Source organism: Tautonia marina (assembly GCF_009177065.1).
Classification (GTDB): domain Bacteria; phylum Planctomycetota; class Planctomycetia; order Isosphaerales; family Isosphaeraceae; genus Tautonia; species Tautonia marina.
In genome coordinates this window covers 159,622-171,522 of the sequence record NZ_WEZF01000010.1, presented here as the reverse complement: position 1 = coordinate 171,522, position 11,901 = coordinate 159,622, and the positions used below count along the sequence as shown (strand labels likewise).

10 protein-coding genes are annotated in these 11,901 nt (G+C 62.1%); 5 read left to right on the top strand and 5 right to left on the bottom strand.

What is annotated here, in order from left to right:
• Positions 1-47 precede the first annotated feature (47 nt).
• From GA615_RS13960 to GA615_RS13950, 3 genes are all read right to left on the bottom strand, one after another.
• Positions 48-2,597: a DUF1549 domain-containing protein gene (locus GA615_RS13960; protein ID WP_152051913.1), complete on the bottom strand. Its 2,550-nt coding sequence runs from the start codon at positions 2,595-2,597 to the stop codon at positions 48-50.
• 201 nt (positions 2,598-2,798) lie between these two features.
• A complete protein-coding gene (locus GA615_RS13955; protein ID WP_152051912.1) occupies positions 2,799-3,140 on the bottom strand; it encodes a hypothetical protein in 342 nt (113 codons plus the stop codon).
• Positions 3,141-3,390: 250 nt separating this feature from the next.
• Positions 3,391-4,446 carry a DUF1559 domain-containing protein gene (locus GA615_RS13950; RefSeq protein WP_152051911.1) on the bottom strand — a complete coding sequence of 352 codons (1,056 nt, stop codon included), beginning with the start codon at positions 4,444-4,446 and terminating at the stop codon, positions 3,391-3,393.
• Between the two features lie 527 nt (positions 4,447-4,973).
• On the opposite strand from GA615_RS13950, the gene rbsD reads away from it, so the two are divergent.
• Positions 4,974-5,372 (top strand): D-ribose pyranase, encoded by a 399-nt coding sequence (rbsD, locus tag GA615_RS13945; RefSeq protein ID WP_152051910.1) that lies wholly within the window; start codon positions 4,974-4,976, stop codon positions 5,370-5,372.
• Positions 5,373-5,804: 432 nt separating this feature from the next.
• On the opposite strand, the gene GA615_RS13940 is transcribed toward rbsD, so the two are convergent.
• Both GA615_RS13940 and uvrA read right to left on the bottom strand, forming a co-directional pair.
• Positions 5,805-6,476: a 3-keto-disaccharide hydrolase gene (locus GA615_RS13940; RefSeq protein WP_152051909.1), complete on the bottom strand. Its 672-nt coding sequence runs from the start codon at positions 6,474-6,476 to the stop codon at positions 5,805-5,807.
• Positions 6,477-6,556: 80 nt separating this feature from the next.
• Positions 6,557-9,394: an excinuclease ABC subunit UvrA gene (uvrA, locus tag GA615_RS13935; protein WP_235905420.1), complete on the bottom strand. Its 2,838-nt coding sequence runs from the start codon at positions 9,392-9,394 to the stop codon at positions 6,557-6,559.
• A 129-nt stretch (positions 9,395-9,523) separates the two neighbouring features.
• On the opposite strand from uvrA, the gene GA615_RS13930 reads away from it, so the two are divergent.
• From GA615_RS13930 to GA615_RS13915, 4 genes are all read left to right on the top strand, one after another.
• Positions 9,524-9,805: a MoaD/ThiS family protein gene (locus GA615_RS13930; protein WP_152051908.1), complete on the top strand. Its 282-nt coding sequence runs from the start codon at positions 9,524-9,526 to the stop codon at positions 9,803-9,805.
• Positions 9,806-9,870: 65 nt separating this feature from the next.
• Entirely contained in the window at positions 9,871-10,311 is a 441-nt protein-coding gene (locus GA615_RS13925) for a molybdenum cofactor biosynthesis protein MoaE (RefSeq protein ID WP_152051907.1), read from the top strand.
• 70 nt (positions 10,312-10,381) lie between these two features.
• The gene (moaA, locus tag GA615_RS13920; RefSeq protein ID WP_152051906.1) at positions 10,382-11,377 is read left to right on the top strand and encodes a GTP 3',8-cyclase MoaA; all 996 of its coding nucleotides are present in this window, start codon (positions 10,382-10,384) and stop codon (positions 11,375-11,377) included.
• A 27-nt stretch (positions 11,378-11,404) separates the two neighbouring features.
• A complete protein-coding gene (locus tag GA615_RS13915) occupies positions 11,405-11,815 on the top strand; it encodes a hypothetical protein (protein ID WP_152051905.1) in 411 nt (136 codons plus the stop codon).
• The last annotated feature ends 86 nt before the right edge of the window (positions 11,816-11,901 follow it).

Sequence of the window (11,901 nt, the reverse complement as noted above, 5' to 3'; positions counted from 1 at the left end):
GCAATATCCCCAGCGTCTCAATTCCGGAGGCTTGGAATGCGTTGGGATCAAGGAATCAGTTGAAATTCCGGCAACATCAGGATGGCCCAGAGCAGGTCTTCCACTCCTTCGGCGGTCGGAGACGGCCCGAGCAGCTGTTGGGCGATCTCCTCCTCCTCGGCCGTCGGCGGCCGACCAAATGATCGGCGGAACAGGGCCTGGACGATGGCGTCGGGATCGCCGTCGAGGCGATCAAAGACGGCTTGCGCTCCTTCGGAGAGACGAATCGCAAGCGTTTCGCCGTTGGTCATTTCGAGGGCCTGAATGGTCGAGGCGAGTGAGTCGCGACGGGTGACGACCTGCTCTCGGTTGGGACGGCCGAGCGCGGCAAGCAGCGGGTCGTTAAACGTCAAGACGGCCCGAATGGGTTCGTTTCGTTCGGGGCTCGTTTCCAACAGGGTGGCCGAGAGGTCGATCCCCGGGTACGTCCGTCGCGCCAAGGGCAACACGACGGCATGGTTCCAGGAGGAATCGTCGAATCCGGGCTCGGTCCACGCTCCCTCGTCGGACTGCGACCAGAGCCAGGATCCATCGGAGCCCATTGCCCAGATCAGGTCAGACCCGTTGAAGCCACCGACCCAGGCGAGAAATGCCGCCGGATTGGGACCAGTCGCCTTGCGGACGCCTCGACCCCGCTCGGGGTCGGGCCAGTTGGTGGCCTCGGCGGCGATCACGTTCTCGCCCGGTCGGAGCAAGCTGCTGATGTCGGCGGCGACCGGGCGGCTCCAGTCGTCTCCGTGAGCGACCCGCTGGCCATTGACGTAGAGGACCAACTCGTTGTCGCAGGTGCCGGCGATGAGGGCTCGTTCGGGAAGCTCGTCCAGTTGGATGACCTTTCGAAGGAAGATCGTCCCGCCGGGGTCATTCAAGGGCTGATCGTGGTGCCAGATCCAGTTTGCCTGGATTTGAGGAGCGACAGGGGCAGAGGGTGCGTCTGCTCCTTGAGCCCTGGCAATCGCGGCGCGAACGGCCTGGAGCTGTCCTCCTTGACCGCGGCCATCGACCTTGAGCATCTCTCCCGAGGCGTCAGGCCAGGTGCCGGTGATGGTCGAGAAGGCGTCGAGGAACTCCTCGGCAGTCATGCGCTTGACCAGAGGACCCCGGAACGTGAATGCCCTTTCGGATTCGGGAGCCTCATCCTGTTGAGCCGCGGCGAGTTGATAGGCCCGAGAGGTCGCAATCAGGGCCATTGTCTGTTTCAGGTCGTGGCCGTTTCGGACAAAATCCGAGGCCAACCAGTCGAGCAGATCCTGGCTCCAGGGTTCCTGGTCGAGGTCATCAAGCGGTTCGACGAGCCCTCGGCCCATCAATTGGTCCCAGAGTCGATTGACGATGGTTCGGGCGAATCGCCCGTTCTCGGGCAAGACCAAGAGGTCGGCCAGCTGCTTCATCCGGTCGCTTCGGGGGGCGTTCGGGTCGATCGTCCCGAGTTCCGGATAGATGAAGCCCGGTTCGGCGAGCCGACCTACCGGACGATCACAGCGGTGGATCTCCAGCGACTCCTCGGTGAAGACCGCGGCCAGGGCATACGCCTCGTCGAGTTTCCAGTGGTTCACGAAGCTGTCGTGACAGCTGGCGCACTTGATGTTCGTGCCGAGAAAGACCTGAGAGACGTTCTGCGCCGCCTGCACCGGAGGGGCCTGACTAGCGTTGACGACCCCTCGCCAGATAATCCCCTTGGTAAAGCCTTCGGAACCCGGAACCGGGCTCACAAGCTGGTGGGTGAACTGGTCGTAAGGGAGATTCTCGTAGAGGGACCGATAGAGCCATTCGGTGATGGTCGAGCGGCCGTCGTCGATGAAGCCGGTTCCCCGGTATTCGTTGCGGAGCAAGTCGTTCCAATAGGTCAGCCAGTGATCGGCGTAGGCGCGGCGGTCGTCGAGCAGCCGTTCGACGAGCCGCTCCCGCTTGTCGGGGCGCCGATCTTGCTCGAACGCGTCGAGGTCGTCCGGATCGGGAACCAGGCCGACCAGGTCGAGGGAAACGCGGCGGTAGAAGGTTCGGTCGTCGACCGGTTGCCAGTCAATCGCTTCTCCCCGGTCGGCCAGGTGCTGGGCGATAAAGCGGTCGATGGGGTGGTCCGACGCGACCGCTTCGGAGGCGGGAGGGATTTCGGGCGTCCTGGGAGCGAGCGCAGCCCGTCGGAATCCGAGATCCAGATCGGCGGGCCAGGGGAGGCCTTGCTCGATCCAGTCGCGGAGCAGGGCGACTTCCTCATCCGAGAGGGGGTCGCCGTTGGCGGGCATCCGGTCGAGTTCGTCGTCGGAGGTGATCCGGTAGATCAGCTCGCTGTTCTCCGGGTCTCCCGGGATTGCGGCTGGGCCTCCCTCGCCTCCCTGGAGGATCGCCTCGCGATTTTCCATCGAGAAGCCACCCCGATACTTGCCCAGCCCGTGGCACTTCAGACACTTGCCTTCAATGATCGGGCGGATGGATTTCGAGAATGCGGTCTCGGCAGAATGGGCGTGGTCTGCCTGGGCTTGAACGGGACATTGGCCGCCAAGTCCCAGAATGAGGGCGACGAGCAGGCCGTTGCCGATTCGGAGAAAATTCTTCACCGTCGTACCTCAGTACGCAGTCTGCGGGCGAGGGGATTCGAGACGCCTCGACGAGAACCTGTCTCAGATTATCGTAGAGAAACGGAGGCGTCCCGTTCGAGCGAAAAATCGGCTGAGCAGCGAAGTCGGAAGAGAGTCCCAGGGGTTTGAGGGCCACAAGGGCAAAGGGATTCGTTGCCAGGAGGTTCAAGGGCCAAGGACTCAGTCGAGTTCGAAGTCGAAGGTATTGCTGCCCCGTTCCACGGTGCGGGTGAGTCCTGAAGTGGCCGGGTTCTGATACTTCTCGGGAATTTTTGAGGTTAGTTCGAGGGGTTCTCCGGGTAATGCCGAGTTCATGGCGTCGGGGTCGATGTCGGAGATTGCGATCTGGTATTCGCCAAGTTCGGCACCGTCGGAGGGTTCTCGGGTTTGGAGTTCATACGTTCCTCCCGGGCCGAGCGTACCGTTGGCATTTGGTCGGGCCGGATCAGTAGAGATGAACGAGATGGTCCCTGTTTCCAGCGGCTGGCCTTGATACGTGACCGTGCCTGAGACCCGGGCCATTTCTGGTCCACTGCTTCCACAACCTGCGGTCAGAAGCATCAGAGCAAGGAAGACAGCACCACTTGCAACACGCGGTTGTCCGAACGTGAACGCATTCACGAGCAATCGCCTCCCAGGAGATTTACGAAACCACCCTGGCCCTCATGAATCTAGGACCAGGGTGGAATCTGCCACAAGATTCCAGAAAGGACCGACCCAATGGCGTCAAGTCCTTCGCTTGCTTGGCTCGGTTTCACACCGAGAAGGCCACTTAGTAGGAATCGGCCGAGATGATCTCGCCCTGTGAACGGGTACTCAGTGCCTGGTAGATATTGAAATTAATCGTTTCCTTGATGAACTTCACCGAACCGTCGGCCATGGCGAAGTTCGCTCCACCGGGGTGGAAGCTTCGGAAACTGATTTGCCGGGTCCAGTTGTCGACCTGAGGCCAGACGCCGTTGGAGCCGACCTGTCGATAGTTGAGCGGCACGGCGGTTGAGCCAACCGATTGGTTGGCATGGACCCAGGAGTTCCAGCGCGTCACACGGCGAATCTGCTCACCGGCAAGGAAGGTGTTGGAGGTGCCGTCGCGAACGCTCTCGATCCCGACGTTCGCCCCCCAGGCCCAGAAGATGCCGCTGCCGGCGGTCGTCCCGTTCTGCTGCTGCTCGCCGGAGAGCCGGTTATGGCCCAGTTGGGGCAGCCGGCAGAGCCGGCCGGTATCGCTGCAGAGGATCAACTGGCCATTGCGCGGGTCGCCCAGGCCACCAGCGCAGGCCAGGCAGTTGTCACCCATGTTGCCGACATAAGAGGTCCCGGCGGCCGGGGAGTTCCAGATCTCGTCCGCATTGGTCGTGTCGATGTTCTCGCTGTCGTCGCTGGGGCAGATCAGTGAGTTGATCACGGTGACCCGAACCGTGGAGTTTTGCTGGCCCAGGTAGATGGGATTCCAGCGCCAACCGCCACCGAGGTTCTCACCCCACATGATGCTGAAGTTGACCGAGTTGTAGATCGGCTGCTGTTCCATCTGCGGGAGCAGCAACACGAGCCAGCTTGAATTATTCCAGGCCAGGCCGGTCGTCGGTCCGAAGACCGGGTGCAAGTACATGCCGGTCGGGAACTTGCCCACCTGGTCATGGTAGTTGTGCGCCGCGAGGGCGAGCTGTTTGAGATTGTTGGTGCACTGGGCGCGGCGGGCCGCTTCACGAGCCGACTGAACCGCCGGCAAGAGGAGTGCAATCAGGACGCCAATAATGGCGATAACGACCAGGAGTTCGATCAGAGTGAAGCCGCCCGAATTCGAACGCTTACGAAACCCATGGATCATGGCCGATTCCCTTGCTCTTGTGGAGAAAGGCCGTCAGGAGCAACGAATCGATCAGATGGGAGGGTCGACCGACGTTCCGTCTGATCGCGCCGTATCTCGAAAGGTCGCATCGCGTTACCACGATTGCCAGACGATAAAAAAGCTCGCTCCCCTGGCCTCGACTGGAAAACGAGAGAGAGGATATGTGTAACATGTGCCTCAACTTCGACCCATTGCGAATTAGACAGCAAGACGAACGGAAACGCAAGGGTTAAGCGGTTAAGCAAGGGTTCCTGGTCGAGCGCCGTTCGAGAGTCGAGAATGCGGTAGCATGCATAAATGTATGGATTCTTTCTGGGGCCGTTCAAACTGAGATAACCCGGTTCAGCGGTCGAGAAGCGAGGATCGCTGGGGCCGTCGGTCGAGGATGGAGAAACGGTCCAGAACCCGTTAGACTCAAGGGGAACATGGAACGGACCCTCGCGCCCCACCTTCCTGCGCCTGGTCCGGGTGCTTGCAATTGTGCGAGAGACGAGGAATCGAGATCGATGAAGAAGCGCGGCATCCTCAATCCGGCGATCTGCTCGTTACTGGCCGAATTGGGCCACCTCGACGAGTTGCTGATCGTCGACGCCGGATACCCGCTGCCGCCGGACGGTCATGTCATTGACCTGACCCTGACCCCCGGCATTCCCCGGTTCCTCGATGTGCTGAAAGCGATCGCCGAGGAACTGGTGATCGAGGCGGTGACGGTGCCGTCGGAGATTCACGACTACAGCCCTGAGATGTATCAGCAAATTCTTGAGGTTCTGGGAAACGACATCGACGTCGATGAGGAACCGCACCACGAGTTCAAGGAAAAAGGGCTCGAAGCCAAGGGAATCATTCGGACCGGCGAATTCACCCCCTACGCCAGCACCCGCGTCCTTTGCGGAAGCCCGTTCTGACAGGTGGCGGGTTCACCGATTCTCGAGCTGATCGCTCGGGATGCGTCCCGTGACGTGAGGAGTTTCCCGATCGACGTAACTCCTGGCGAATATGGGAGTTTGTGCGAACCTGCGCGGATCGGAACCTCCTGGTCGGACGGCCCCATGAGGCGTTTTTGCAACGTGGGTCGAAACGCTTGTCGCGGGAGTCGACGGATTTCGGTGTTCAAGGTATGGGCCGGCTGCTGCTAGCGCCCTGGCCCATCGTGACGATCGGAGCGGCTGTTGCTAGCACCCCGCTCCATTGATCGGTACTCCTCGCACACGACACACCCCCCGGCCGATCCGGAAGAGCGGTCGGGGAGTGGCCGTGTGTGTTTTGTTGGCTCAAGGACCAAGTCCAGAGCGATCGCCGTAGCGGAACCGAATCGGCCCGATTCCGGCGATGAGCCGTTATCGGGACTTCAACAACACGCGACGGAACTCGATCCGATAGCCCTCTGCTTCCAAACCGACGTGGCCGGAGCGAACCTCACAGGCATCCCACTCCGACGTGATGGCTCCGTTGACCCAGAGGGCGATCCGAGGTCCGTCGAAGGTGACCTCATAGACATTCCATTCTCCGGCGGGTTTGACCCGCTGCTCGGTCATCTCGTCGCGGGTCGAGACGCGTTGCACCTGACCATCGACGAGCGTTTGCGCGAACAGGAAGCCGCCGGACGCTCCCCCGGTTTGGGCCTGGTGCCAGAGGCTTCCGTCGTCGGAGTTGCGGACGTAGACGCCGGAATTGTAGCGGTCTGGCCCTTCGGTCACGGGCACGAAACGCCACTCCACGTGGAAGATGCCGTCGGTGCAGGGCTTGTCCCATCGAAGCCATTCATGGCCCTTGTCTCCGGTGCAGACAAGAATGCCGGTGTCCGGATCGAGCACCCACTGGGTTTCAGGGTCAAGGTTCCCCTCCGGAGGAATCGGAAGGCGGGTCCAGCCATTCAGATCGGGGCCGGCACCGGCGAGCAAATCGGTCCAGCCCTCCGGATTGTTCTCCAGCGCGCTCGGGGTGTCCTGAGGCAGCGACGAGAGAAGGGTCAGAATCGAGCCGAAGGTCAACGGGACGAGAATCGTCATCGAGCGGTTCCCGAATTGTCATGAAGGAATGGAAGGGGTGAAGCCTGGTGAGCCCTCCTCGCATTCGGCAGAGAAGCTGGTCAGAGGGATCGGCTCGTGTGGCCGATTCCGGCAGCGGCGACCGCCTGGGGGGGGCTCATGGCGACCACGGTGCCCCCATTCTCTCCGGCATCGGGGCCGAGGTCGATGAGCCAGTCCGCGGCGCGAAGCACTTCCGGGTTATGCTCGATCACAACCACCGTGTTGCCCAGGTCGGCCAGGCGGTTGAGCAAGCGGAGCAAGTTGGCCACATCGGCGAAATGCAGGCCAGTGGTCGGTTCGTCCAGGATGTAGAGGGTCCGACCCGTGGCGACCCGACCTAGCTCGGCGGCGAGCTTCACCCGTTGCGCCTCTCCTCCCGAGAGGGTGGTACTCGACTGTCCCAGCGTCACATAGCCGAGGCCGGCCTCGTGCAGGGAATCGAGCCCTCGGGCCACGCGGGGAACGTTGTCGAACAGATCGCGGGCTTCATCCACTCGCATCAAGAGCACTTCGCCGATCGATTTTCCTTTGTATCGGCATTCGAGCGTGGCCCGATCGAAGCGAAGGCCCCGGCACGATTCGCAGGGGATGTCGAGATCGGGCAGGAAGGTCATCTCGACGCGACGAACTCCCTGGCCCTCACACACCCCGCACCGCCCTCCCTTGACGTTGAAGCTGAATCGGCCAGGACCATAGCCTCGGACCCGAGCCTCCCGAGTGGTTGCGTACACACGGCGGATGTCGTCGAACAGGCCGGTGTACGTGGCGGGGGTCGATCGTGGTGTGCGACCGATCGGGGACTGGTCGATGACAATAAGCTTGTCGATGTGTTCGAGGCCGGTCATCGCCCGATGGGCTCCGGGTTTGGGGCCGGTCTGTTCCAGGGTTCTCCGAACGGCGTTCGCAAGGATCTCCAGCACGAGCGTACTCTTGCCGGAACCGCTGACACCGGAGACGCAGGCCAGGGTTCCCGTCGGAATCTCGACATCAATGGACTTCAGGTTGTGTTCAGTTGCTCCCAGGATCGAGATGGATCCAGGGCTCCGTGAGAGCCGGTCCCCGGACGACAGAGCAGGGGAAACCGCCCCGGTCAGATAGGGCAGCGTGACCGACGCTCCAGGAGCCGATTCGACCAGAGCTTCGGGGGGGCCCTGGGCCACGATCGACCCTCCTTCGGGCCCGGCACCGGGGCCGAGATCGACCAGCCAATTGGCGGCCCGGATCATGGATTCGTCGTGTTCGACAACGAGGACCGTGTTCCCCCGATCGCGCAGGTCGATCAGGCTCCGAATCAAGCGCTCGGTGTCTCTCGGATGGAGTCCGGCAGTGGGCTCGTCGAGGACGTAACAGACTCCGACGAGTCCCGAGCCGATCTGAGTCGCCAGCCGAACCCGTTGCAACTCGCCACCCGAGAGGGTGTCGGCAGGTCGATCGAGTGTCAAATAGTCGAGTCCGACCCGTTCCAGAAACGTCAGTCGGTTCACCACTTCGGCGATTAACGGCGGCCCGACGCGGTCGAGCGGCGGTTTGAACCGAAGCGACTGGAGGAAGGTCCGGCAGTGGTCGGCCGTCAGGGCGGTGAGCTTGTGAATTGGGGTGCCGTCGAGCGTGACGGCACGAGCCTCGGGGCGGAGCCTGGCTCCCTGGCAGGCGGGGCAGGGGAGTTCGGATCGAAAGGCGTTCAGCGCGTCTCGTCGGCGCTCGTTGATCGCATCGTAGACGGCTTGCAATTCCACCAGAATGCCACCAAAGGACGGCTTCCCCTTGCCGGTTGGGCCTCCCTCGAACAACCCTCGAAGACTGCGAGCCGGCCAGGAGGCAAGTGGGGTTTCGACGGTCAACGAATGGTGACTCAAGAATGCGAGAAGCCGCTCATCCCCCTGGACTTCGGCGCGAGATTTCGGCGGCAAGGCCTCCCAGGCCGCGATGGCTCCCCCAGCGAGGGACCGGGACCGATCCGGAACAACCAGTTCAGGGTCGAACGCCGAGACGGTTCCGAGTCCTTCGCAGGAGGGACAGGCACCATAGGGGCTGTTGAAACTCAAGGTTCGGGGTTCGATTTCCGGCAAGCCCAGGTCACATCGAGGACAGGCAAGACGGGTACTCAGGGAACGATCGATCCACGAGCCGTCATCTTGCTGGATCATCAGAATCAACGATCCGTCGCCGAGTGAAAGGGCCAGGTCGATACTGTCGGCAAGGCGAGCCCGGATCCCTTCGCGGACGACCAGGCGATCGACCACAGCTTCGATGTCGTGTGTCTTCGTTTTGGCGAGCTTCGGAGGCTCGTCGGTCAGTTCCAACGTCTCCCCGTTGACGCGAGCCCGGATCAGGCCGGCGCGGCGAATCGCTCGGAAGGCGTCGAGGTGCTGGCCCTTGCGGCCTCGGACAATGGGGGCCAGCACGATGACCTTTCGCCCTTCTCCGAGCCCAAGCGCCGAGCTGACCATCTGCTCGGCCGTCTGGGATCGAATCGTCTCACCGCAGTTTGGGCAGTGGGGGGTTCCGGCTCGAGCGTAAAGGAGACGCAGGTAGTCGTGGATCTCGGTGATGGTGGCGACGGTGCTTCGGGGGCTGGCGGCTCCGGATTTCTGGTCGATGGCAACGGTCGGCGGCAAGCCGTCGATCAGATCGACGTCGGGCGGTTCGAGCTGTTCGAGGAACTGCCGGGCATAGGCTGAGAGCCCTTCAATGTAGCGCCGTTGCCCTTCGGCGTGCAGGGTGTCGAAGGCCAGCGAACTCTTGCCCGATCCCGAGACGCCGGTTAGCACGACGAGCCGGTCGCGGGGCAAGTCGACATCGAGATCACGCAGATTGTGAACCCGTGCCCCTCGGACCAAAATGGCGTGTTCCGTTTCGAACTCGGCTCGGTCCGCTCGCCCGATCCGCTGCATCATCCGTCCGCAACTCCCGAAGGGCGATTGAACCTGACCCGGAAACGGTTCAGACTAGCGATCTTGGAATCGGGGCGGCAAGAGATTCGCCCGATCCGACCCCTGGTCGATCGAACCACCGGAGTCGACACCGTGACCGTGACGATCCGCCTCTTCGCCGTCGCTCGCCAGCGGGTCGGCGCTCCCGAGATTGTCGTCACGCTCGACGACCCGGCCACCGTCGGTGACCTGAGGCAAGCCACGGCCGAGCAATACCCGGATCTTGCGATGCTCTTACCCGCCATGATGGTGGCGGTTGAGAACGAGTATGTTGGTGATGACGCGACGGTGACCGAGGGCAACGAGATTGCTCTGATTCCCCCGGTCAGCGGTGGATCACCTGTGTCCGGGAGGCAGACGGTGGCAACGCCCTGAATCAAAAACTCCGTCTCCGGCCCTTTGTCTCCTCGTCCGCACCTTTGCCAACGCCGTGAAGTCTCATGATCGCCATTACTGACCAACCGATCGATCACGCCGCCGTCACCGAGCGGGTCCGTTCGACCCGAGCAGGGGCCGTTTGTAGCTTCCTGGGAACGACCCGAGAACTCACCGGCGATCGGACCACGGACCACCTCGACTACGAAGCCTATCCGGGAATGGCCGAGCGGACCCTCGGCGACCTGGAAGCGCAGGCCAAACGACGCTGGGATCTCATCGAAGTGGCGGTGGTTCATCGGGTCGGCCGCCTCGAACTGGGTGAGATCAGCGTGGTGGTCGCCGTCAGTGCCCCCCATCGAAAGGCGGCGTTCGAGGCCTGCCAGTGGCTGATGGATACCATCAAAGAGGTTGTGCCGATCTGGAAGAAAGAAACATGGGCCGATGGCACGGAAGAGTGGGTCCATCCGGGGCTCGGTCCCGAAACCGGTCGGACGGGTTCGTGAATTTCCGGCGGAGATCAGGTAGGCTCGATCGAACAGTCACGACTGCAGCCCGAACAGCGAGTTCGACGTCATGGGAACCGATCGGCTCATCGACCGCTTCGGACGGCTTCACAACAATCTTCGGATCAGTGTCACCGACCGTTGTAATATTCGCTGCACCTACTGTATGCCCGATCAGGTTCAGTTCCTTCCGCGGAACGAGTTGCTCAGCTTCGAGGAGATCGAACGCTTCGTCCGGGTCGCGACGACGCTTGGCATTACCAAGCTTCGCCTGACCGGCGGCGAGCCCCTCGTGCGTCGGGACTTGCCCGTCCTGATCGAAAAACTGGCCCGGATTCCCGGCATTATTGATGTCGGCCTGACCACGAACGGGATTCTCCTCGCCCCAATGGCCCAGACCCTCTATGACGCGGGCCTGCGACGGATCAACGTCAGCCTCGACACGATGGACCCCGATCGCTTCGAGCGGCTCACCCGGCGTCCCGGCTTTGAGAAGGTCATCGAAGGAATCCTCGCCGCCAAGGAGGCCGGGTTCGACCCCGTGAAGGTCAACGCCGTGGCAATCAGGGGAGAGACGGACGAGGATGTCGTTCCTCTGGGACGATTTGCCCGCGAGCACGGCCTGGAACTCCGGTTCATCGAATACATGCCCCTCGATGCCGGCAACGCCTGGGAGCGGGACAAGGTCCTCTACGCGTCCGAGATTCTGGATCTGCTCTCACATGCCTTTGGTCCCCTCGCCCCCGCTCCAGACCAGGATCCGAGAGCCCCGGCGGTTGACTACGATTACGACGATGGCGGTGGTCGCGTCGGATTGATTGCCTCCGTGAGCCGCCCCTTTTGCGGCAGTTGCAACCGTGTCCGGATCACGGCCGACGGGAAGCTGCGGAACTGCCTGTTCGCCCTCGATGAAACGGACATCCGCGCCTTGATCCGAGGAGGAGCCTCGGACGAGCTGCTTGCCCAAGCCCTTCGAGACAGTGTGGCCGCCAAGTGGGAAGGTCATCAAATCAATGCGGCGAATTTCATCAAGCCCGAGCGCTTGATGCACTCAATCGGCGGATAAGCAAGCATTAAGGTGAGGGTTGATCCGATGAGCCGAGCGTCGGCCTTCGTTTACCGAAGACCGCTCGCGGTGATGGGAGCACTCGCCGGAACCTTCGTCATCCCGGGGTTCCTCTCCTGGTGCGCCTGGGGAGGACGGGGTTTTGCCGATCTCGTTCTGATCGTTGCCTATGCGATTGTGCTGGGATGGCTGGGAACAGGATTTGCTCTCGCTTCCGGACACCGGCTCGTGCTGCTTGCGCTCTTCCTGCCGCCCATGAGCCTCGCGGTCATCGGGCTGGGAGTGTTTCTATATCCGGGAACACTCTTTCAGGTCTGGCCCCTGGTCGGAACGCTCATTCTGCTTGTCGCGGGAGGTACGTTCGTGATGCTCTGCGGAGTGGCGAGCTTCGGCTGGTTCAGCAGGGGCCGCGATCCTCGCGACGGATCGGCCCGATGACCCATTGGCCGCGATTTCGGTAGGCCCTGGGTTGAACCGATCCTTTTTTTTCTTCGTTTGGAGGACTCGCTTGGAACCGAACCGCA

Bases quoted from the DNA above. Each gene is read 5' to 3' on its own strand.
- GA615_RS13950 (WP_152051911.1), bottom strand. From the start codon at position 4,446: ATGATCCATGGGTTTCGTAAGCGTTCGAATTCGGGCGGCTTCACTCTG.
- moaA (WP_152051906.1), top strand. From the start codon at position 10,382: ATGGGAACCGATCGGCTCATCGACCGCTTCGGACGGCTTCACAACAAT.
- GA615_RS13955 (WP_152051912.1), bottom strand. From the start codon at position 3,140: ATGGCCCGGGTCTCAGGCACGGTCACGTATCAAGGCCAGCCGCTGGAA.
- GA615_RS13915 (WP_152051905.1), top strand. From the start codon at position 11,405: ATGAGCCGAGCGTCGGCCTTCGTTTACCGAAGACCGCTCGCGGTGATG.
- GA615_RS13925 (WP_152051907.1), top strand. From the start codon at position 9,871: ATGATCGCCATTACTGACCAACCGATCGATCACGCCGCCGTCACCGAG.
- rbsD (WP_152051910.1), top strand. From the start codon at position 4,974: ATGAAGAAGCGCGGCATCCTCAATCCGGCGATCTGCTCGTTACTGGCC.
- uvrA (WP_235905420.1), bottom strand. From the start codon at position 9,394: ATGATGCAGCGGATCGGGCGAGCGGACCGAGCCGAGTTCGAAACGGAA.
- GA615_RS13940 (WP_152051909.1), bottom strand. From the start codon at position 6,476: ATGACGATTCTCGTCCCGTTGACCTTCGGCTCGATTCTGACCCTTCTC.